This is a genomic window from Rhodoferax sp. (assembly GCF_039922535.1).
In the GTDB taxonomy this organism is placed as follows: domain Bacteria; phylum Pseudomonadota; class Gammaproteobacteria; order Burkholderiales; family Burkholderiaceae_C; genus Rhodoferax_B.
In genome coordinates this window covers 1-20,681 of record NZ_JBDTEM010000404.1, presented here as the reverse complement: position 1 = coordinate 20,681, position 20,681 = coordinate 1, and the positions used below count along the sequence as shown (strand labels likewise).

Below are 20,681 nucleotides of genomic sequence, written 5' to 3'. Positions count from 1 at the left end.
TAGCCGCTGGGTTGCTCCAGCCCCTTGAACACCAAATCGCACGCCGCTTTGTACGCCGCGCTGGTAGTGAAGTGCCCCGCCATGTTTTGGTACACCGCGTCGCCCGCGTTCTGGCCGTCCACCACGGCGGCCATGCGCTCGAAGGTTTCGGTGATCTGGGCTTTTGTCACCACACCGTGCAGCAACCAATTCGCCATGTGCTGGCTGCTGATGCGCAGGGTGGCGCGGTCTTCCATCAGGCCGATGTTGTGGATGTCGGGCACCTTGGAGCAGCCCACGCCCTGGTCCACCCAGCGCACCACGTAGCCCAAGATGCCTTGGGCGTTGTTGTCCAGCTCCTGCTGTTTCTCGGCGGCGCTCCAGTGCGGCGTGGCGGTGACGGGGATTTGCAACAGGGCGTTCAGCAGGTGGTCGCGCTCGCCGTTAGCATCGATTTTTTCCAGGCCAATCTGGATGTCCGACACCTTGACCTGGTGGTAGTGCAGGGCGTGCAGGGTCGCGCCGGTGGGGCTGGGCACCCAGGCGGTGTTGGCACCGGCCTTGGGGTGGGCAATTTTTTGCTCCAGCATGGCGTGCATCAGGTCGGGCATGGCCCACATGCCTTTGCCGATCTGGGCTTTGCCGCGCAGGCCGCAGCCCAGGCCGACCAGCACGTTGTTCTTTTCGTACGCGGCGATCCAGGCGCTGGACTTCATGTCGCCCTTGCGGATCATCGGGCCGGCGTGCATGGCGGTGTGCATTTCGTCGCCGGTGCGGTCCAGGAAGCCGGTGTTGATGAAGGCCACGCGGGCGCTGGCGGCGGCGATGCAGGCTTTCAGGTTCACGCTGGTGCGGCGCTCTTCGTCCATGATGCCGAGCTTGACGGTGTTTTCTGGCAGGCCCAGCACGGCTTCCACGCGGCCAAACAGCTCGCAGGCGAAGGCCACTTCGGCCGGGCCGTGCATTTTGGGCTTGACGATGTAGACCGAGCCGGTGCGCGAGTTGCGAATCTGGCCCGCGTTGCTCGTGCGCTGCAAATCGTGCATGGCGATGGTGACGGTGACCATCGCGTCCAAGATGCCCTCGGGGATTTCCTGCCCGTTGCCGTACAGAATGGCCGGGTTGGTCATCAAATGGCCGACGTTGCGCACAAACATCAGCGAACGGCCATGCAGGGTGACCTGGCCGCCGTTGGCTCCGGTGTAGACGCGGTCGGCGTTCAGGCGGCGGGTGAAGCTGCCGCCGCCCTTTTGCACTTCTTCGGTCAGCGTGCCGAGCTGGATGCCCAGCCAGTTGCTGTAGGCCAGCACTTTGTCTTCGGCATCCACCACCGCCACCGAGTCTTCCAGGTCCAGGATGGTGGACAGCGCGGCTTCCAGCACCACGTCGCTGATGCCTGCGGCATCGGTTTTACCGATGGTGGTGCTGCGGTCGATCTGGATGTCGATATGCAGGCCGTTGTGCTGCAGCAGGATGGAGGTGGGCGCGGCGGGCTCGCCCTGGTAGCCGATAAAGGCTTCGGGGTGGGCCAGGCTGGTGCTGCTGTTGTGCAGGGTGATGACCAGCTGGCCATGCAGCACGCTGTAGCCGGTGGCGTCCTTGTGCGAACCATTGGCCAGCGGCGCGGCCTGGTCGAGTACGTTGCGGGCGAAGGCAATGACCTTGGCACCGCGCACCGGGTTGTAGCCCTTGCCTTTTTCGGCACCACCGGCTTCGGGAATCGCGTCCGTGCCGTACAGCGCGTCGTACAGGCTGCCCCAGCGGGCGTTGGCGGCGTTCAGGGCGTAGCGGGCGTTCAGCACCGGCACCACCAGCTGCGGGCCGGCCTGCAGGGCCAGTTCGGCATCTACGTTGGCGGTGGTGGCGGTCACATTCAAAGGCATGGGCACCAGGTAGCCAATGGATTCCAGAAACGCGCGGTAGGCAGGCATGTCGGTGATGGGGCCGGGGTGGGCTTTGTGCCAGGTGTCCAGCTCAATTTGCAGGCGATCCCGCTCGGCCAGCAGGGCGATGTTCTTGGGGGCCAGGTCGGCCACGATGGCATCGAACCCGCTCCAAAACCGGGCGCTGTCCACGCCCGTGCCGGGCAGCACTTTTTCGTCAATGAAGCGTTCGAGAACGGTGGCAACCTGGAGCTGGTGGCGGGTGGTGCGTGCGGTCATGGGGATGCGCCTTTGCGGTGGAAGGTAGAAAGTCGGACGGGGTGGACGGAGAATAAAGCAAACGATGGGCCTACTGTATTGCAACCTTTAAGGCGTATTAACAAGATTAAATTGCATTTATACGTGACCAAAATGCAGGTAATCTACGCCCCACACCCGATTGCCCTGAAAACCGAGAGAAATCTGTATGGCCGACCCCCACGCTGCTGACCCAGAGTCCGCACCCGCCGCACCTCCTTCAGGCACGCTGCCCTACGCGCACATCCGTGTCGTCGAATTCACCCACATGGTGATGGGCCCCACCTGCGGCCTGGTGCTGGGGGATTTGGGGGCCGAAGTCATCAAGGTCGAGTCCATCGGCCATGGCCGCCAAGGCGATGCCACGCGCCAGTTGATAGGAGCCGGGGCGGGTTTTTTTGCGCTGTTCAACCGCAACAAGAAAAGCCTGGCGCTGGACCTGCAAACGCCCGAGGGCAAGGAGGCGGTGCTGCGCCTGATTGCCACGGCCGACATCGTTAGCGAGAACTTCAAGCCCGGCACCATGGCCAAGCTGGGGCTGGACTACGCCACGTTGAAGAAGCTGAACCCGCGCCTCATTTACGTCAGCCATAAGGGCTTTCTACCCGGCCCCTACGAGCACCGCACCGCGCTGGACGAGGTGGTGCAAATGATGGGCGGCCTGGCCTACATGACCGGCCGCCCCGGCGACCCGCTGCGCGCGGGCAGCAGCGTCAATGACATCATGGGCGGCATGTTTGGCGCGATCGGGGCCATGGCGGCCCTGGCCCAGCGCGAAAAAACGGGGCTGGGCCAAGAGGTGCAGAGCGCGCTGTTTGAGAACAATGTGTTTCTGGTAGCCCAGCACATGCTGCAATTTGCCGTGACTGGCCAGCCCGCCGCGCCCATGCCCGAGCGCATTTCGCCCTGGGGCATTTACGACGTGTTCAAGGTCAAAGACGGTGAGCAGATCTTTTTGGCCGTGGTCAGCGACTCGGCCTGGAAGCTGTTTTGCGGGCTGTTTGGCATCGACGACCTAGTGGGCGACCCGCGGCTGGCCAGTAATAACGACCGGGTGCATGCCCGCGACTGGCTGATACCGGCGCTGCGCGCGCGCATGGCCCCGTTCAGCGCCAGCGAGATTGCGGCAGTGTTTGAAGCCAACGCGCTGCCCTACGCCCCCATCACCCGCCCGCACGACCTGCTGGACGACCCGCATCTGCTGGCCACCGGCGGCCTGGCCCCCATGACCCTGCCCGATGGCCGCGCCACCCACACCGTGCTGCTGCCGCTGACGCTGGACGGCCAGCGCGCTGGCCTGCGCCTGAACCCGCCCCGCCTGGGCGAACACAGCGCCGAGCTGCTGCGCGAACTGGGTTATGGCGATGCCGAGATCGAAAACCTGATGCTATTGAATCAATAGCTTCTTGCGCAGGTGCTACCTGCGCTGGAGCCCTATTTTTTATAAATTTTAGCTATGGACCGCCTGAAAACCCTGGAATCCTTTGTGGCCGTGGTGGCGCGCGGCAGCCTGACGGCCGCGGCCCAGGCCGAAGGCGTGGCCCCGGCCATCATCGGGCGGCGGCTGGACGCGCTGGAGGAGCGCCTGGGCGTCAAGCTGCTGCTGCGCACCACCCGGCGTATCAGCCTGACGCACGAGGGCAGCGCGTTTCTGGAAGACTGCCAGCGCGTGCTGGCCGACCTGGCGAATGCCGAGGCCAGTGTGTCAGCCGGGGGCGTGCAGGCCAGCGGGCATTTGCGCATCACTGCGCCCGCCGGGTTTGGCCGCCGCCACGTGGCCCCGCTGGTGCCCTGGTTCCGCGAGCGGCACCCTGAGGTGACGGTGGCGCTGAACCTCAGCGACCGCGTGGTGGACCTGGGCGGCGAGGGTTTTGACTGCGCGGTGCGGGTGGGGGATTTGCCCGATTCCAGCCTGGTGAGCGTGCGGCTGGCCGACAACCGCCGCCTGTGCGTGGCCACCCCGGCTTTTTTGAAGCGCTTTGGCACGCCGCAGCAGCCCGCCGATTTGGCCAAATTCGACTGCCTGGGGCTGTCCAGCGAGGCGTCGCAAACACGGGGCTGGGCTTTTACCCTGCCCGACAAAGACCGTGCCGCAGTTTTCTACACCAAGCCCAGCGGCCCCTTGGTCTGCTCTGACGGGCAGGTGCTGCACGATTGGTGCCTGGCGGGCTACGGTATCGCCTGGCGTAGCACCTGGGAGGTCGAGGCCGAAATCGCCAGCGGCCAACTGGTGTCGGTACTGGATGCGTTTGCCGCGCCGCCCAACGGTATTTACGCGGTGTTTGCCCAGCGCAAGCATTTACCGCTGCGGGTGCGGCTGTGGATTGATTTTTTAAAGCTGCATTACGGCCAGCCGGGTTTCTGGACGGGTGTGGACGTAAAAAAACCCGGCTAACCGGGTTTTGAGGAGAGGGCTGGGGGCTTAGCCCTTCAGGCATTCGCTCATGAATTTTTTGCGCTCGTCGCCCTTGACGGCCTTGGTCTTGGCATCGGCGTTGCAGGTGGTCATTTTCATTTGCTGGGCGGTTTTGCCGTCGGAGGCTGCAGCCATAGGCATATCGGCCTTGGCGCTCAGGCATTCGCTCATGAACTTCTTGCGTTCGTCGCCTTTGAGCGCCTTGGTCTTGGCATCGGCGTTGCACGTGGTCATTTTCATTTGCTGGGGTGTCTTTTCCTTGTCGGCCGCATGGACCGTGCCGAAGGAACAGACAAGACCCAAGGCAGCGATAAGGGGGAACAGTTTTTTCATGCGAGCTCCAGAAAGAGGGATGGGGTGTTAATCCGGTGCCCAACGGCGTTGGGTGAAGGGATTGCACCCTATAACGGCGCATCCCGCAAGTCGGATGACGGCCCCCGTAAAATCGCTGCATGCTCTCAGTCAAACATGAATTGCTCGCGGCGCTGGCCGTCGGGCTGGAAAAAATTGCCCCCGGCGCCGGTGCCAAAGCCGCGTTCGAGTCCCCCAAGGTCGCCGCCCACGGCGATTTCGCCTGCACCGCCGCCATGCAACTTGCCAAGCCGCTCAAGCTGAATCCGCGCCAACTGGGTGAAAACCTGCGCGCGGCCCTGCTGGAGCAGCCTGCTTTTGAGCGCTGGGTCGAGGCCATCGACATCGCCGGGCCCGGCTTTATCAATATCAAGCTCAAACCCGCCGCCAAGCAGGAAATCGTGCGCGAAGTGCTGGCCGCCGGGGCCAGCTTTGGTGTGCAGCCCGCCAACGGCCAGCGCATCCTGGTGGAATTTGTCTCCGCCAACCCCACCGGCCCGCTGCACGTAGGCCATGGCCGCCAGGCCGCTTTGGGCGACGCCATCTGCAACCTGTACGCCACCCAGGGCTGGGACGTGTACCGCGAGTTCTATTACAACGACGCGGGCGTGCAGATCGGCACTCTGGCCACCAGCACGCAGCTGCGTGCGCAGGGCTTTAAGCCGGGCGATACCTGCTGGCCCACCGACCCCGACAACCCGGTCAGCAAGAACTTCTACAACGGTGAGTACATCGCCGATATTGCCAACGATTTTTTGGCCAAGAAGTCCGTCAAGGCCGACGACCGTAAAGTCACCGCCTCGGGCGATGTGGCCGACCTGGATTCGATCCGCGCATTTGCCGTGGCCTATCTGCGCCGCGAGCAAGACCTGGATTTGCAGGCCTTTCAGGTGAAGTTCGACAACTTCTACCTGGAGTCCAGCCTGTACACCAGCGGCAAGGTCGCCGCCACCGTGCAAATGCTGCAAGACGCAGGCAAAACCTACGAGCAAGACGGCGCGCTCTGGCTGCAGTCCACCGACTACGGTGATGACAAAAACCGCGTGATGCGCAAACAAGACGGCACTTTCACGTATTTTGTGCCCGACGTGGCCTACCACATCGCCAAATGGCAGCGCGGTTTCACCAAGGTGGTGAACATCCAGGGCACCGACCACCACGGCACCATCGCCCGCGTGCGCGCCGGGCTGCAGGCCGCCAATGTGGGCATTCCCCTGGGCTACCCCGACTACGTGCTGCACACCATGGTACGGGTGGTGCGCGGCGGCGAAGAGGTGAAAATTTCCAAGCGCGCCGGCAGCTATGTGACGCTGCGCGATGTGATCGACTGGACCAGCAAGGACGCGGTGCGTTTCTTCCTGCTCAGCCGCAAGCCGGACACCGAATACACCTTCGACATCGACCTGGCGCGTTCGCAGAACAACGACAACCCGGTGTACTACGTGCAGTACGCCCATGCCCGCATCCAAAAAATGCTGCGCGACTCGGGCGTCGATGTGGCTAGTCTGCAAGGCGTTGATGTGTCGTCGCTGCTGGTGCCGCAGGCGCAGACGCTGATGCTGCAGCTGGCCAAGTACCCCGAGATGCTGACGGCGGCCACCGAAGGTTTTGCGCCGCACGACGTGACCTTCTACCTGCGCGAGCTGGCCGCCAATCTGCACAGTTATTACGATGCAGAGCGCGTGTTGGTCGACGACGAGGCCTTGAAATTGGCCCGTCTGGCCCTGGTCGCCGCCTGTGCCCAGGTGCTGCACAATGGTTTGGCGGTATTGGGCGTGAGTGCTCCTGAAAAAATGTAAGTGATAGCAAGTATGAAAAAGCAAAAGCAAAGCGGCGGCACCATCATCGGCTTCATCATTGGGGTGGTCGTGGGCCTGGGGTCGGCGCTGGCGGTGGCGGTCTACGTCACCAAAGTGCCCATTCCATTCATGAGCGGCAAGACCCAAATCAGCGGTGCCGACCACGACGCGGCCGAAACCCAGAAGAACAAGGATTGGGACCCCAACACCCCGCTGCACGGCAAAAACCCGGTGCGCCCGGTCGTGCCTGCGGCCACGCCCGACGCGGCCCCCGATCTCAGCGCGGCCATGCCAGCCCCGGCTGCCGTCCCGGTAAATCCGCCAGCGTCGGTAGCGGCCAAACCGGTGGCCAAGCCAGATCCCAAATCCACCGCGAGCGCACCCGCCACCAGCGCCGACCCCCTGGGCGACTTGGCCAAGGCCAAAGCCAAGGCGGTGCCCAGCACCGTGGCCGCCGCCCCGTCGGGGCTGGCCCCCACCGCCGAGCCGTTTGAGTACTTTGTGCAGGCCGGTGCGTTCCGCACCACCGAAGATGCCGAAGCCCAGCGCGCCAAGCTGGCCATGATGGGCATGGAAGCCAAGGTCACCGAGCGCGAGCAGTCGGGCCGCACGGTCTACCGCGTCCGCATGGGCCCCTACGCCAAACGCGACGATGCCGAGCGCGCCAAAGACAAGCTGGAAAGTGCCGGTGGCGACACCACCCTGGTCCGCGTGCAGCGCTAGTACCGCGTTATTTCAAGCGTTGACCCATCGTTGACGATCTCGGCTGAACTTTTTGAACGCCGCCCCGTCTGACCCCCCACAAGGAGTGATTTGCAATGAAACGTCGTGAGTTTTCGCTGACCTCAGCCAGTGTTTTGGCCGGTTCGGCCCTGGTTTTGTCTCCCATCGGCAGCGCCCACGCGCAGGGCAAGGCACCTGTGGCGGGCACCGACTACCTGGTGCTGGACAAGCCCGTGCCGACCGAAGCCCCGGCGGGCAAGGTCGAGGTGATCGAGTTCTTCTGGTACGCCTGCCCGCATTGTTTTGCTTTTGAGCCCGCGCTGGTCGCTTGGCTGAAAAAGCTGCCCAAGAATGTGGCTTTTCGCCGCGTGCCGGTGGTGTTCCAAGACAGCTTCATCCCGCCGCAAAAGCTGTACTACACGCTGGAGGCCATGGGCCAGTTGGAGGCCATGCACGAAAAAGTGTTCAATGCCATCCACATTGAGCGCCAAAGGCTGGACAAAGACAATCTGGTGATCGACTGGGCCTTGAAGCAGGGCCTGGACAAGGCCAAGTTTGTGGAAACCTACAACTCGTTTTCGGTGGCCACCAAGGTGCGTAAAGCTGCGCAGCTGCAAGAGGCTTACAAAGTGGCCGGCGTGCCCGCTATGGGCGTGGCGGGGCGTTTTTACACCGACGGTACGCAAGCCCAGTCGATGGAGCGAGGTCTGACGGTGGTGGACTACCTGGTGTCCCAGCAGAAAACCTGACCGGTCGTCCGCTTTCTGTGCCTGCGAGCCCGCTTTTGCGGGCTTTTTTCTGGGTGCACTGAATCGACCGCTACAATCATCTGCAAGATTCGTGCCTCTATGAAAAACGCCTACCACACCTTCCTACTCCTGTTGCTGTGCACTTGCGCGGGCGGCTCTGCCTGGGCTGAAAAAGCCGACCGCCTCAAGCCCATGAACGTCGAATCCGATGCCATGCGCTACGACGACCTCAAGCAAACCAATGTATTTACCGGCCGCGTGGTCATGACCAAGGGGACCATCGTCATCCGGGGTGCCCGCGTGGATGTGCGCCAGGATGCCGAGGGCAACCAGTTTGGCGTGGTCACTGCCGAGCCGGGCAAGCTGGCCTATTTCAAGCAAAAGCGCGACGGCGTGGACGAATACATCGAAGGCGAGGGCGAAACCATCGAATACAGCAGCAAGCTGGACAACGTGCGTTTCATCAAGCGCGCGGTGCTGCGCCGTCTGCTGGGCAGCAAGGTCAACGACGAAGTCACCGGCGGGGTCATCGTCTACGACAACACCACCGACGTCTTCACCGTGGACAACGGCACACCTGCCAACAACCCCGGCGGCCAGAACGGCCGGGTTCGCGCCATGCTGACGCCCAAAATCGTGGCTCCGGCTGCGTCTGCTCCTGCGGGCACGGCCAGCCCCGCGCTGCGCTCCAGCACCACGCTAGAGGGCCCGCAGAAGTGACGGCCGTGGCAGAGGTGTTTGAGAGTCGCCTGGAGGCCCGCCATCTGCAAAAGACCTATGGCAGCCGCAAAGTGGTCAAAGACGTGACCCTGGCGGTCAAAAAAGGCGAGGTGGTCGGGCTGCTCGGCCCCAACGGCGCGGGGAAAACCACCTCGTTCTACATGATTGTGGGCTTGGTGCGGGCCGACGGTGGCAGCATTTCCATCGACGGCCAGCCGGTCGAACACATGCCGATCCACCGCCGCTCGCGCCTGGGTCTGAGCTATTTGCCCCAAGAGGCCTCGATTTTTCGCAAGCTGACGGTGGAAGAAAACGTGCGTGCCGTGCTGGAACTGCAGCATGACGCGGCGGGCAAGTCGCTGACCAAGCCGATGATCGAAGAGCGCCTGACCGCCTTGCTCGAAGACCTGCGGGTCGAGCACCTGCGCCAGTCCAGCGCCATGGCCTTGTCCGGGGGCGAGCGCCGCCGGGTCGAAATCGCCCGCGCCCTGGCCACCCAGCCGCGCTTCATCCTGCTGGACGAGCCGTTTGCCGGTATCGATCCGATCGCCGTGATCGAGATCCAGCGCATCATCGGCTTTTTGAAATCGCGCGGTATCGGTGTGCTGATCACCGACCACAACGTGCGTGAAACCCTGGGTATTTGCGACCACGCCTACATCATCAGCGACGGTAACGTGCTGGCCGAAGGTACGCCGTCCGAGATCGTCGATAACGCCGATGTGCGTCGCGTCTACCTCGGCGAGCACTTCCGCATGTGACCCGACGATGAAGCAAGGTCTCTCCCTACGCGTTTCCCAACACCTGGCGCTCACGCCCCAGTTGCAGCAGTCCATCCGTCTTTTGCAGCTCTCCACCTTGGAGCTGAGCCAGGAAGTGGACCAGATGCTGGACGACAACCCGTTTCTGGAACGCAACCTGGACGATGCGCCACGCGAAGAATTCGGCCTGGCCCAGTCCGACACCCCCGTCAGCGCGGGTGACCGTGAAACCGAGTCTGCTCCTACTTCTGTAGCTGAATATGCAGGTGAGTCCAGCGCTGAAGCCTCAAATGACTCTGAAACCCCGCTCACGGGTGGCGACGACACCAGTTGGGACGGCGACGGCACCTCGGAAATGAAACCCGACGACAGCGAGTGGGGCGGCGACGCACCCGCCCGCCAGAACAACCTGGGCGAAGACGGCGAGGCCGATGCCACCGAGCTGGCCCGCAACCAGGAATCGCTGACCAGTTTTCTGCACCGCCAAGCCTTGGCGCTGCGCCTGGGCGAGGTAGACCAGGCCGCGTTGCGGTTTTTGATCGAATCGCTGAACGACGACGGCTACCTGGAAGACGACCTGCCCACCCTGGCCCAAGGTTTGGCAGGCGACGACGTGGAAGCCCAGGAAGAGCTGGTGCACCGCTTCACCGTCGCCCTGCGCCTGCTGCAAAGCCTGGATCCCGCCGGTGTGGGCGCGACGCATCTGGGTGAATGCCTGGTGCTGCAGCTCAAGGCGCTGCAATCCACCATGGGCGACGACCCGGCGCGCAAAACCGCACTGCGCATCTGCCGCCAGCCCATGGACTTGCTGGCCCGGCGCGACGTGAAGCGCCTGGCCCAGCTCTGCCACGCCACCGATGCCGACATCAAGCTGGCGATTGCCTTAATCGCCCGCCTGGAGCCCAAGCCGGGGCGCCGCTTTGTGGATGTGGAGCGCAACATCGTGGTGCCCGACGTGATTGTTGCCAAGGTCGGGCGTGGCAATAATGCCAAGTTCCGCGTGGTGCTGAACCCCGAGGTGATGCCGCGCCTGCGCGTGCACGACATCTACGCCAACGCCCTGCGCCAGCACAAAGGCGGCGGCAAAGATTCCTCGAACAACGCCGCCCTGCAGCAGCGCTTGCAAGAGGCGCGCTGGTTCATCAAGAATATCCAGCAGCGCTTTGACACCATTTTGCGGGTCAGCAACGCCATCGTGGAGCGGCAAAAGAACTTCTTCAGCCACGGCGCGCTGGCCATGCGCCCCCTGGTGCTGCGCGAAATTGCCGACGAACTGGGCCTGCACGAATCCACCATCAGCCGTGTGACCACCGCCAAGTACATGGCCACGCCGTACGGCACCTTCGAGCTGAAATATTTCTTTGGTTCGTCCCTGGGCACCGAGACCGGCGGTAACGCGTCCAGCACCGCGGTGCGCGCGCTGATCAAGCAGTTTGTGGCCTCCGAAGACCTGAAAAAACCGCTGAGCGACAGCCAGCTGTCGGACATGCTGAAAGAGCAGGGCATCGAATGTGCCCGCCGAACGGTGGCGAAATACCGTGAAGCTTTGCGGATTGCGCCGACGAATCTGCGCAAGGCGCTGTAACGGGGAGCTTTCCCCGGCGCTAGCTGCACCGGGGCGCATGCAAGCCAAAGCGCTCCGAGTGCCCCCTATGGGATACTCCACGCCTCCCAGCGGACCCGCTCCGCGCCCCACTTTGGCACCGATCCCATGAACCAACTCCAATTATTTTTACCCTGCGCCGCTGGCGTGGAAGAGCTGCTGGCCGAAGAGGTGCACGCGATTACCGGGCTGCAGGGCGAGGATTTGCGCTCGCACCGGGGCGGCGTGCTGGTGCGCTCGTCGTGGCGCGACGCGATGCGCTTGAACCTGCACAGTCGCTTGGCGCAGCGGGTGCTGATCGAGCTGTCCAGTACGCCCTACCGCAACGAGCAAGACCTGTACGAGGCGGCGAGCAACGTGGCCTGGGAGATCTGGTTCACGCCCAAGCAAAGCTTCAAGATCGAAGTCACCGCGCAGCACAGCCCGCTCACCTCGCTGAACTTTGCCGCCCTGAAGGTCAAAGATGCCGTGGCCGACCGCTTCCGCTTCAAAACCGGCGTGCGCCCCGATGTCAACGTGCAGTGGCCCGATGTGCGCATCTACCTGCACCTGACCACCGAGCACGCCACGGTCTACATCGACACCTCGGGCGATGCGTTGTTCAAACGCGGCTGGCGCGAAGACAAGGGCGACGCGCCGCTGAAAGAAACCCTGGCCGCCGCCATGATTGCCGCCAGCGGCTGGGATGGCACCACGCCGTTTTACGATCCCTGCTGTGGCAGCGGCACCATCGCCATCGAGGCCGCGCAGATCGCCTGCAACATTGCGCCCGGCAGCCTGCGCCGCTTTGGCTTTGAGAAGCTGCTGCCGTTCCAGCCCCATGTGTGGTCGGCCATCCAGGACCAGGCCGCCGAGGCCGAGCACGAGCCGCAAACCCAAATTTTTGGCAGCGACGTGGCCTTTCGGATGGTCGATTTCGCCACCCGCAACGCCGAGCGCGCTGGGGTCACGGGCGTGGTCGAGTTCCGCGGTGGCGATGCCTTGCAGCGCATGCCCCCCGCCGAATCCGGCCTGATGCTGCTGAACCCGCCCTACGGCGAGCGGATCGAAGTGGCCGGTGTGGCCGGTCGCCGCGAAGCCGCGCAAACCGAGGACGGCAGTGGCGACTTCTTCCCGCAGCTGGCCACCCACTGGAAGCGCAACTACGCCGGCTGGACCGCCTGGATACTCACGCCCGACCTGAAGCTGCCCGGCAAGATGCGGTTGAAAGAATCACGCCGCGTGCCGATGTGGAATGGCCCTATCGAATGCCGTTTGTTCCGCTTCGATATGGTGGCCGGCTCTGCACGGCGCGGTGCCGATACCAAAGATACCAAAGATACCAAAGACAGCAAAGATGCAGCATAAGCCGCTGGAGTTGGGCGCAGGCCCGCACACCGTGGTGATCGACACCAACATCGTGCTGGACGTGTTCATCTTCGACGACAAGGCCTCCAAGCCGCTGCAACCCGCCCTGGCCAGCGGCCAACTGCGCTGGCTGGCCACCCCGCACATGCGCAACGAGCTGGAGCGGGTGCTGGACTACGCGCACCTCATCCCCCGCCTGGCTTTCTACAAGACCAGCAAGGCCGAGGTACTGGCCCAGTTCGACCGCTACGCCACGCTGGTCGAGGTCGCCCCGCGCACCACGGCCATCTGCAAAGACCCGGACGACCAGTGCTTCATCGACCTGGCCGTGGCCCACCAGGCGCTGCTGCTGAGCAAGGACAAAGCCGTACTTTCTATGAAAAAAAGGCTGCTAGCGCAGGGTGTACCTGCGCAGACAGCTATTCTATTTGTAGCGTAAAGCTGTCGGCGCTGGCATGTGGCCAGTAGAACTTGAATACGTTGGGCAGGCCGCTGATGTCGTGGTCCAACAGGGCATCCATAGGCAGCGGCGGCATGATGGACACCAGCAGCTTGACCCCGGTTTCATTGACACGGCGCACGATGTGGTGGGCGGTGATATCGCCGGGGTGCATCAGCCCGGCAGCCTGTACCATTTCTTTCAGCGCCTTGAGCGTGTTCTGGTGGAAGTTGAAGACCCGCACCGCCTTGTCGGGCACGATCAGCGCCTGCTGGCGCACCGGGTCTTGGGTGGTCACGCCTGTGGGGCAGTGGCCGGTGTGGCAGGCCTGGGCCTGCAGGCAACCCAGCGCAAACATGAAGCCCCGCGCAGAATTGCACCAGTCGGCCCCCAGCGCCATCATCCGCGCGATGTCGAAGGCGCTGACCACCTTGCCTGCGCAGCCCAGCCGGATGCGGCTGCGCAGGCCTACGCCCCGCAGGGTGTTGTGCACCAGCTGCAGGCCTTCTTGCAGTGGCGCACCCACGTGGTCGGTGAATTCCAGCGGTGCAGCACCGGTGCCGCCCTCGGCCCCGTCCACCACGATGAAATCGGGCGTGATGCCGGTGACCTGCATGGCCTTGACCATGGCAAACCATTCCCAGGGATGGCCAATGCACAGCTTGAAGCCGGTGGGCTTGCCGCCAGAGAGCTCACGCAGCCGGGCGATGAACAGCATCATCTCCACCGGCGTGCTGAAGGCGCTGTGGGCGGAGGGCGATACGCAGTCCACGCCCTCGGGCACGCCGCGCGCCTCGGCAATCTCCGCGCTCACCTTGGGGCCGGGCAACACGCCGCCGTGGCCGGGTTTGGCACCCTGGCTGAGCTTGAGCTCGATCATCTTGACCTGCGGATTGCTGGCGTTGGCGGCAAAGCGCTCGGGGTTGAATGTGCCGTCGTCGTTGCGGCAGCCAAAGTAGCCGGATCCGATCTCCCACACCAGGTCACCGCCGTGGGTCTTGTGGTGCACCGAGATGGATCCCTCGCCCGTGTCGTGCGCAAAGTGGCCCTGCTTGGCACCCTGGTTGAGCGCCAGGATGGCATTGGCCGACAGTGCGCCAAAGCTCATCGCCGAGATGCTGAAGATGCTGGCGCTGTAGGGCTGGGTGCAGCTGGAGCTGGTGGCCTGCAGCCCGGTGCGTTGGTCCAGCCCGATGGTGGTGCGAAAGTCGTGCGTGGGGGTGACAGTAGGGGACACCGAGTGGTTGATCCACTCGTAGCCCTCTGCTAGCACATCCAGCTGGGTGCCAAACGGCCGCTTGTCGATGTCGCTCTTGGCGCGCTGGTACACCAGCGAACGCTGCGCCCGCGAGAACGGATTCGCATCGTTGTCGGCCTCGATGAAGTACTGGCGGATTTCGGGGCGCACGTACTCCAGCATGTAGCGCATGTGGCCGATCACCGGGTAGTTGCGCAGCACCGATTTTTTGGTTTGCCGCAGGTCAAAAATCCCCAGCAGCACCAGCCCGCCAAACACCAGCAGCGGCAGCAGCCCGGTGTGCAAGGCCAGCAGGCTAAACAAACTCAGCAACAGGCCCATCACACACAGCCCAAGGGCGGTGTAGCGGATGGGGTAGAGCGTATTCAAGTATTCCAGCATAGACGTTTCTCCTGGGCGCGATGCTACTGGCTAAACTGGGGGTTTGCTACCAGTGATCACCATGAATACGACACCTCTTTCCCCCTTGCAGCCCGACGACTTTGATGCCCTGGACCTGATCCTGGAAGACCTGCGCGAGCGCTATGACGAAACCCCGCAGTGGGAGTTCTGTGAGGGCTTCATGGCCGCGGTGGTGTGTGGCCGCAAGCCCATCGCGCCCAGCGAATATTTCTCGGTGCTGCTCGACATTGGCGAAGACGGCGAAGGCAGCTTTGCCGACGAGGCCCAAAAAGAAGCCTTCCTGTCCCTGTGGAACCGCCGTGTTGCCGAAGTCACCGCGGCGCTGGACGAAGAAGATGTGCGCAACCTGTCGGACGACAAAGCCTACACCCCCGAGGTGCTGGACGTGCGCGCCATGATGCTCTCGCTGAGCCCCGAAGAGCGTGCCGAGGCCATGCTGGGTGAAGAAGACGAAGGCCCGTTGCCCGCCTTCGGCCAGGTGTGGGCCCTGGGCTTCATGTTTGCGGTCGAATCCTGGCCGGAAGAGTGGGTGGCTCCGGCCAAAGACAAGGAAGCCGTGAAGGCGCTGGATGCGGCGCTGGATGCCATCGTGGCACTCACCGAAGACGACACCGGCCCGGCCGAAGTCTCGGCCTTTGGCCCGGACGAAGAAGGCGGCGAAGAACCGCCCCCCAGCATGTCCATGGCCCGCATGGAGGCTTTCGGTGAGGCCATGTGGGCGGTGTACGACCTGCGCGGACTTTGGCGCAGCATCGGCCCACGCGTGGAAACCGTGCGCGTTGAGGCCACGCCCGGCCGCAACGATGCCTGCCCTTGCGGCAGCGGCAAAAAGTACAAAAAGTGCCACGGGATGGGTTGATGGTGCGGTCCGTTTACGCCGTGAGCCTGTAAGGCGCTTAGGGTATGTTCAGGCTCATGGCCTGGCCAGAAATTTTTGCAAATTCGCCGCAGCTCGCTTGCGCACCTTATTGCGCAGAAAGGGTGTCCAGCCCAGCAGCAACCCCGGCGTGCCCAGTGCCTGGCGCGACCAGCGCCAAAAATCAAACCGGTCTACGTGGTTCACGATCAGCCCTGCGGGGTTGAAGCTGAACGTGCCGTCAATCCGGTTGTGCACCAGCCGCCCGGTGGTGCTGAACCGGTAGTGCGCCTCCCAGTGGGCTTTGCCGGTGGTGGCATCGGCTTGCAGGCCACTGGATTCCAGTTTCCACACATCTTGGCCCTGGGTGCGCGTGGCGGCGCACAGCATGCGCCACATGCCACCCACCTCGCGCTTCCCGCGCAAAGAAAATGCTTCATCGTCGAACTGTGCGTCCTCTGCGTAGCAGGAGGCCATGGTGTCGGCATCGAGCTGGGCGAAGGCGGCATAAAAGCGTTCCAGCGTTTTTTGATTAGCGTGCATAGCGTCCTTTTGTGTTTCAAATAATTACAATATTATTACGTTGGGCTTGTATAGACTACCCATTGCTTGCGCGCGGTGTGCAGCGCTTACAAGCGGGGAGTTTTGCGGCTTGTTTAGGGCTTTGCAAACCGCGGAAAGTGAAAGAAGATTGGCATACATCGTTTGGCATGCGCCGTATTCGGGCGTAGAACCACCGGTAGACCGTCAACATCCATCCTGACCCCCTTGCGGTGCATCCTGCGTTGTGCACATGGAGCGTTAGTCCACGTTAACCGATAGCCCGTGCAGCATTACAGGCCTATCCTTTTTGAGTGCCCTATCCCTGTGCAGTCTCTAAGCTCCATCCATCCGGTGATCAGCTTCCGTAACAGCAAGCATGAGACCATCCGCGGCACGCTCGTCAGCCACCAGCGGGGCTCCTTGGTCATGGAGGTGTACAACCCGGATGCCTTGGTGCAGGTCAGCGAAATGCTGCACGACCTCACCCTGCGCTCCGCCCAGCAGACGGTGTACCAGGGCAAGGCCGTGGTGGTCAGCCTGGTCAATACCGGCTTGATGGTGGTGGTATCGGTGAATTTGATGGACCAATGGAACGAGGTAGGGTCCATGCAGTTCGGCTCGGCCGCCGTCGGGCAGGCTGCCAGTGCGTTTGTGCAGGACTGGGGCAGCCGCTTCAACGTGCGGCGCGACTACCAGGTGGTGGTGAGCGAAATGCGGGCCTATTTTTCCGAGGTGTCGCGCTGGGTGGACCAGCTCGACGTGGCCGGCAGCCTGCCGCGCGATGTCGATGGGCGCATCCAGCCCGAGGTGTTTGCCGAGTTGGGCATGCCGCTGCTGCGCAAAGGCCGCGAATACCTGCAGTGGTTTGACCGGGAAGCCGCCCAGGTGCCGGAAGACCAGGTGCCCATGCACCGCAGCTTTGCCCAAACCGCCATCCACCCGTTGATTTTGCGGGCTCCGTTTGTGCACCGCACCTTCTCCAAGCCCATGGGCTACGCGGGCGATTACGAGATGGTGAACCAGATTGTGGGCGACCCCCGTCAGGGCCCCAGCAGCTACTTCCAGCTGGTGAACTTCATGTTTTTGCAGGCCGGTGTGGCACAGGCCCACCGCAACCGCATTGACATCCTGTACCACCGGCTGGAAAAACTCGCGATACAGGCGGTGCAGGCCGGGCGTGTGATGCGGGTGCTCAACATTGGCTGCGGCCCGGCCCTGGAAATCCAGCGGCTGGTAGAAAAAAGCCCGCATTTCGACAGGCTGGAATTCGTGCTGGTGGATTTCAGCGAAGAAACCCTGGACTACACCCGCAATCTCCTGCAGAGCCTGCAGCAGGGCACGGGCAAAACCCTGCGCCTCAGCCTGCAGCACGCATCGGTGAACCAGTTGATCAAGCGCGCCACCCTGGCCCAGCCGCTGGCCGACGCCGACCGGTTTGATTACGTCTACTGTGCGGGGCTGTTTGACTATTTGACCGACAAGGTGTGCACCCGCCTCATCAAATACATGGCCAGCCAGTCGCGCGTGGGCGGCAAGCTGCTGGTTACCAATGTGCATTCCAGCAACCCTGAGCGGCGCTGGATGGAGCATTTTCTAGACTGGCATCTGGTGTACCGCGACGAGGCCGGTGTGCAAAGGATCTTGCCGCCCGGCCTGTGCGATACCGTCGTCTACACCGATGTCACGGGGGTGAATGTGTTTGTCGAATCCTCTGTGGGTGAGCCCGGCACATGATGCAGTTCATCCGGCCGCGCAAAGATGCCGACTACCGGCAAGAGCTGCACGGCTATTTGATTTTCAACAGCCGGGCCGCCTGCCTGATGACCATCGTGCTGGTACTGGCCGGGTTGGGGCTGGACTATATTTTTTATCCCCGGTTTGCCCCTGATTTTTTTGTGTTGCGCATCGCCGCCTGTGTGCTGATTGGACTGGTGCTGGTGAGCTACCGGGGGGACTGGGGCCGCAAGCACATCAAGGCGCTGACGTATTTCTGGATCTGCATCCCCCAGGCGATGGTGTCCTGGATGATTTTCAAAACCGATGGCGAGAAGTCGATCTATTTTGTAGGCCTGACCTTTGTGTTGAGCGGCATGGCATTTTTCTTGCCGATTTCCTGCGTGGAAGCCCTCTTTTTTGGCACCTTGACCCTGGTGGCCTACTGTGCCGCCTGCGTGTGGCGCGAGGGCGGTATCCAGGACTTTCACGCTTTCTGGGGTAACGCCCTGTTCATGCTGTTTTACGCCACCATTGGCATCGCATTGGCGGTGTACAACGAGCGTTGGCGCTGGATGTCGTTCCAGCTGCGCAAAGAAATCGAGCAGAAGAACACGGCCCTGCAGCAAACCAACCAGGCCCTGGCTCAGATCAAAGGCCACATGATGCAGCAGGAAAAAATGGCCGCCTTGGGTACCCTGGCCGCCGGCCTGCTGCACGAGGTCAACAATCCGGTCAACTACAGCCTGATGGCGATCAACATGTCGCTGATGGACCCGCTGGTGCTGAAAAGCGCGGATCTGCAAGAAAGCCTGGGCGATGCCAAAGAGGGCATGCGACGGGTGCAAAGCATCGTCTCCGACCTCAAAACCTTTGCCTACCAGCAGCCCGGCGACACCAGCAGCAGCCGCATCTTTCTGTTTGAAAAAGCCCTGCAGTCGGCCCTGCGCCTGACCGGGTTTGAACTCAAGGGCATCGCCGTGCCGGTGGATCTGCCCATGGATACCCATGTGCGCGGCGACGAACCCGCACTGATAGGCGTGCTTATCAACCTGCTGGGCAATGCCGCGCTGGCCTTGCACAAAGCCGCCCGCGCCGCGCCGCGCATCGAGGTACGGGCCGTGCACTTGGGCGAGCGGCTGGAAGTCACCGTGCGCGACAACGGCACCGGCATCCAGCCCGACCATCTGGCGCGTGTCTTCGAGCCGTTTTTTACCACCCGCGACGTGGGCAAAGGCCTGGGCTTGGGCCTGAGCGTCAGCTATGCCATCGTGCAGCGCCACGGCGGTTCCCTGCGGGTCAGCAGCGAGCCTGGCGCGTGGACCGAATTTGCGTTTGACCTAGGATTGGCCCATAAGAATGTCTGACCTTGCCGCGTTGGCTCCACACGCCGCCACGGCATGGGTCTGGTGCTGCGCCGCTGCGCGCTGCCGTCCATGGGCACCCGCATTGCGATTACCTCCGCCGCTGGACAAGGGGCCTGCATGGCCCTTCATCTCCAGTATTTCTGTGTTGATAACCCTGGCAAGACCTTCCTATGAGACCTGACAAGATCCTATACGTCGATGATGAACCGATGGCGCTCAAATACTTCGAGCGCTTGATCAACCCCATGGCGCCGGTGCTCACCGCCTTGTCGGTGGAAGAGGGCAAGGCCGTGCTACAGGCGCGGGGTGCAGAGATCGCCGTGCTGATCTCCGACCAGCGCATGCCCGGTGCCATGGGCAACGAGCTGCTGCGTTACGCCCGCGACCACTATCCCCAGATGGTGCGCATGCTGACCACCGCCTACTCCGAGTTGGGCGAGGCTATCGAGGCCATCAATACCGGCGAAATCTACCGCTACGTCACCAAGCCCTGGGATCTGGAGCTGCTGCGCGCCGACATGCGCAACGCCCTGGAGCTGGCCGACACCCGCTACGAGCGCGACAACCTGCTGCGCGAGAAAATGGCGGTACAGCGCCAGCAACTGATGGCCAGCCGGGTCTCGCAGTTGGCCATCGTCTGCGCGGGCTTTTTGCATACCGACTATGCGCGCGGCTTGCAGGTCTACCTGCAGGCGGCCGAGCTCAGCGGCTGCGGGCTGCCGCCCATCGACTGGCGCAGCATGGACCACGCCGAATTGATGCAGTACGAAGCCCAGCGCAGCATTGCCATCGGCCAGGCCCTGGCAGATTGGCAGCCCCGCTTTGCCGCCATCGGCAGCGCTGCTGATGCTTTGCAGGCGCTGGCCGATGCCATGCCGGGCCAGGTCGAGCTGCTGGACGGCACCGCCACCGTGGTCGACCGCAGCGCACTCACCTGGCTGCTGGATGCCGCTTCACATGAACCTCCATCGCCCTCCTCGGTGGCATGGCTGGCGTGGTTGTCGTACTGGGGCGGCAGTGTGCAATTGCGGGCCAACCCGGTGGGCCTGGAAGTGCATTTGCGCTCCGGTGGGCAACCGGCTGCGCTGCAGGCCGACTGGATGGCCGATGCGATCGAGCGGATCGGCCACGCAGCGGCGGCCTGACGCACCACTGGGCTGTGGGGGTGCTAATGCGCGAGCAACTCGGTCAGCCGCCGCAGCGCGTGCTGCACCGTGGCGGCGCGGACTGCGGTGCGGTCGCCGGGGAAGTGCTGGCACTCTGCGTGCACCTGCCCGGCCAGTGCAGCACCCCATGCAAAGCCCAGCCACACCGTGCCCACGGGCTTCTCGGCACTGCCGCCCCCGGGGCCTGCCACGCCGGTCACCGCCACCGCCACCTGGGCTTGTGAATGGGCTAGCGCCCCGGTCGCCATGGCCCGCACCACGGCCTCGCTGACGGCACCGTGCTGCGCGATCAGCACCGCATCCACCCCC

At 63.2% G+C, this 20,681-nt stretch carries 19 protein-coding genes; 14 read left to right on the top strand and 5 right to left on the bottom strand.

The genetic code is table 11. The features are described from left to right. Window positions 1–2,141, bottom strand: a 2,141-nt coding sequence (locus tag ABI213_RS19175) for a malate synthase G (RefSeq protein ID WP_348028277.1), incomplete at its 3' end; no start/stop codon positions are given. Between the two features lie 187 nt (window positions 2,142–2,328). On the opposite strand from ABI213_RS19175, the gene ABI213_RS19170 reads away from it, so the two are divergent. Continuing rightward, window positions 2,329–3,561, top strand: coding sequence for a CaiB/BaiF CoA-transferase family protein (locus ABI213_RS19170; RefSeq protein ID WP_348028275.1), 1,233 nt, complete (start codon window positions 2,329–2,331; stop codon window positions 3,559–3,561). A gap of 54 nt (window positions 3,562–3,615) precedes the next feature. Further along, the gene (locus tag ABI213_RS19165; protein ID WP_348008281.1) at window positions 3,616–4,554 is read left to right on the top strand and encodes a LysR family transcriptional regulator; all 939 of its coding nucleotides are present in this window, start codon (window positions 3,616–3,618) and stop codon (window positions 4,552–4,554) included. A gap of 27 nt (window positions 4,555–4,581) precedes the next feature. On the opposite strand, the gene ABI213_RS19160 is transcribed toward ABI213_RS19165, so the two are convergent. After that, on the bottom strand, window positions 4,582–4,908 hold the full coding sequence (locus tag ABI213_RS19160) for a PsiF family protein (protein WP_348008280.1): 327 nt from the start codon (window positions 4,906–4,908) through the stop codon (window positions 4,582–4,584). A gap of 119 nt (window positions 4,909–5,027) precedes the next feature. Here ABI213_RS19160 and argS point away from each other — a divergent pair, with 119 nt between their 5' ends. From argS to ABI213_RS19120, 8 genes are all read left to right on the top strand, one after another. Beyond that, window positions 5,028–6,725 (top strand): arginine--tRNA ligase, encoded by a 1,698-nt coding sequence (argS, locus tag ABI213_RS19155; protein ID WP_348028273.1) that lies wholly within the window; start codon window positions 5,028–5,030, stop codon window positions 6,723–6,725. A 12-nt stretch (window positions 6,726–6,737) separates the two neighbouring features. Then, window positions 6,738–7,448 (top strand): SPOR domain-containing protein, encoded by a 711-nt coding sequence (locus ABI213_RS19150; protein ID WP_348005943.1) that lies wholly within the window; start codon window positions 6,738–6,740, stop codon window positions 7,446–7,448. A 95-nt stretch (window positions 7,449–7,543) separates the two neighbouring features. Further along, window positions 7,544–8,197 carry a thiol:disulfide interchange protein DsbA/DsbL gene (locus tag ABI213_RS19145; RefSeq protein WP_348005944.1) on the top strand — a complete coding sequence of 218 codons (654 nt, stop codon included), beginning with the start codon at window positions 7,544–7,546 and terminating at the stop codon, window positions 8,195–8,197. 99 nt (window positions 8,198–8,296) lie between these two features. After that, the gene (gene lptA / locus ABI213_RS19140; RefSeq protein ID WP_348005945.1) at window positions 8,297–8,917 is read left to right on the top strand and encodes a lipopolysaccharide transport periplasmic protein LptA; all 621 of its coding nucleotides are present in this window, start codon (window positions 8,297–8,299) and stop codon (window positions 8,915–8,917) included. After that, complete coding sequence (gene lptB, locus ABI213_RS19135; RefSeq protein WP_348028271.1) at window positions 8,914–9,678, top strand: LPS export ABC transporter ATP-binding protein; 765 nt, start codon at window positions 8,914–8,916, stop codon at window positions 9,676–9,678. Before lptA ends, lptB begins: the two co-directional genes overlap by 4 nt. A 7-nt stretch (window positions 9,679–9,685) precedes the next feature. Then, window positions 9,686–11,263 (top strand): RNA polymerase factor sigma-54, encoded by a 1,578-nt coding sequence (locus ABI213_RS19130; RefSeq protein WP_348028269.1) that lies wholly within the window; start codon window positions 9,686–9,688, stop codon window positions 11,261–11,263. A gap of 126 nt (window positions 11,264–11,389) precedes the next feature. Continuing rightward, the gene (locus tag ABI213_RS19125) at window positions 11,390–12,628 is read left to right on the top strand and encodes a THUMP domain-containing protein (protein ID WP_348028267.1); all 1,239 of its coding nucleotides are present in this window, start codon (window positions 11,390–11,392) and stop codon (window positions 12,626–12,628) included. Then, window positions 12,618–13,067, top strand: a complete 450-nt coding sequence (locus ABI213_RS19120) for a putative toxin-antitoxin system toxin component, PIN family (RefSeq protein WP_348028265.1) — start codon at window positions 12,618–12,620, stop codon at window positions 13,065–13,067. Before ABI213_RS19125 ends, ABI213_RS19120 begins: the two co-directional genes overlap by 11 nt. Here the strand turns inward: ABI213_RS19120 and ABI213_RS19115 are convergent. Beyond that, window positions 13,048–14,706, bottom strand: coding sequence for an FMN-binding glutamate synthase family protein (locus ABI213_RS19115; RefSeq protein WP_348028263.1), 1,659 nt, complete (start codon window positions 14,704–14,706; stop codon window positions 13,048–13,050). The two genes, ABI213_RS19120 and ABI213_RS19115, sit on opposite strands and share 20 nt — an antisense overlap. A 61-nt stretch (window positions 14,707–14,767) precedes the next feature. Between ABI213_RS19115 and ABI213_RS19110 the strand changes: the two genes are divergently transcribed. Then, window positions 14,768–15,586, top strand: a complete 819-nt coding sequence (locus ABI213_RS19110) for a UPF0149 family protein (RefSeq protein WP_348008491.1) — start codon at window positions 14,768–14,770, stop codon at window positions 15,584–15,586. A 54-nt stretch (window positions 15,587–15,640) separates the two neighbouring features. On the opposite strand, the gene ABI213_RS19105 is transcribed toward ABI213_RS19110, so the two are convergent. Next, window positions 15,641–16,126 carry a nuclear transport factor 2 family protein gene (locus ABI213_RS19105; protein WP_348028261.1) on the bottom strand — a complete coding sequence of 162 codons (486 nt, stop codon included), beginning with the start codon at window positions 16,124–16,126 and terminating at the stop codon, window positions 15,641–15,643. A gap of 324 nt (window positions 16,127–16,450) precedes the next feature. Between ABI213_RS19105 and ABI213_RS19100 the strand changes: the two genes are divergently transcribed. The 3 genes from ABI213_RS19100 to ABI213_RS19090 all read left to right on the top strand — a co-directional run bounded on the left by ABI213_RS19100 (window position 16,451) and on the right by ABI213_RS19090 (window position 20,351). Then, window positions 16,451–17,860 (top strand): class I SAM-dependent methyltransferase, encoded by a 1,410-nt coding sequence (locus ABI213_RS19100; RefSeq protein ID WP_348028259.1) that lies wholly within the window; start codon window positions 16,451–16,453, stop codon window positions 17,858–17,860. Continuing rightward, window positions 17,857–19,206 (top strand): ATP-binding protein, encoded by a 1,350-nt coding sequence (locus tag ABI213_RS19095; protein ID WP_348028257.1) that lies wholly within the window; start codon window positions 17,857–17,859, stop codon window positions 19,204–19,206. The genes ABI213_RS19100 and ABI213_RS19095 overlap by 4 nt, the downstream gene beginning before the upstream one ends. A gap of 170 nt (window positions 19,207–19,376) precedes the next feature. Further along, window positions 19,377–20,351, top strand: a complete 975-nt coding sequence (locus ABI213_RS19090) for a response regulator (RefSeq protein WP_348028255.1) — start codon at window positions 19,377–19,379, stop codon at window positions 20,349–20,351. Window positions 20,352–20,374: 23 nt separating this feature from the next. Here ABI213_RS19090 and ABI213_RS19085 read toward each other — a convergent pair. Continuing rightward, window positions 20,375–20,681: CinA family protein (locus ABI213_RS19085; protein ID WP_348028254.1), on the bottom strand; the 307-nt coding region annotated here is incomplete at its 5' end.

Bases quoted from the DNA above. Each gene is read 5' to 3' on its own strand.
- ABI213_RS19170 (WP_348028275.1), top strand. From the start codon at position 2,329: ATGGCCGACCCCCACGCTGCTGACCCAGAGTCCGCACCCGCCGCACCT.
- ABI213_RS19165 (WP_348008281.1), top strand. From the start codon at position 3,616: ATGGACCGCCTGAAAACCCTGGAATCCTTTGTGGCCGTGGTGGCGCGC.
- ABI213_RS19160 (WP_348008280.1), bottom strand. From the start codon at position 4,908: ATGAAAAAACTGTTCCCCCTTATCGCTGCCTTGGGTCTTGTCTGTTCC.
- argS (WP_348028273.1), top strand. From the start codon at position 5,028: ATGCTCTCAGTCAAACATGAATTGCTCGCGGCGCTGGCCGTCGGGCTG.
- ABI213_RS19150 (WP_348005943.1), top strand. From the start codon at position 6,738: ATGAAAAAGCAAAAGCAAAGCGGCGGCACCATCATCGGCTTCATCATT.
- ABI213_RS19145 (WP_348005944.1), top strand. From the start codon at position 7,544: ATGAAACGTCGTGAGTTTTCGCTGACCTCAGCCAGTGTTTTGGCCGGT.
- lptA (WP_348005945.1), top strand. From the start codon at position 8,297: ATGAAAAACGCCTACCACACCTTCCTACTCCTGTTGCTGTGCACTTGC.
- ABI213_RS19130 (WP_348028269.1), top strand. From the start codon at position 9,686: ATGAAGCAAGGTCTCTCCCTACGCGTTTCCCAACACCTGGCGCTCACG.
- ABI213_RS19125 (WP_348028267.1), top strand. From the start codon at position 11,390: ATGAACCAACTCCAATTATTTTTACCCTGCGCCGCTGGCGTGGAAGAG.
- ABI213_RS19120 (WP_348028265.1), top strand. From the start codon at position 12,618: ATGCAGCATAAGCCGCTGGAGTTGGGCGCAGGCCCGCACACCGTGGTG.
- ABI213_RS19115 (WP_348028263.1), bottom strand. From the start codon at position 14,706: ATGCTGGAATACTTGAATACGCTCTACCCCATCCGCTACACCGCCCTT.
- ABI213_RS19110 (WP_348008491.1), top strand. From the start codon at position 14,768: ATGAATACGACACCTCTTTCCCCCTTGCAGCCCGACGACTTTGATGCC.
- ABI213_RS19105 (WP_348028261.1), bottom strand. From the start codon at position 16,126: ATGCACGCTAATCAAAAAACGCTGGAACGCTTTTATGCCGCCTTCGCC.
- ABI213_RS19095 (WP_348028257.1), top strand. From the start codon at position 17,857: ATGATGCAGTTCATCCGGCCGCGCAAAGATGCCGACTACCGGCAAGAG.
- ABI213_RS19090 (WP_348028255.1), top strand. From the start codon at position 19,377: ATGAGACCTGACAAGATCCTATACGTCGATGATGAACCGATGGCGCTC.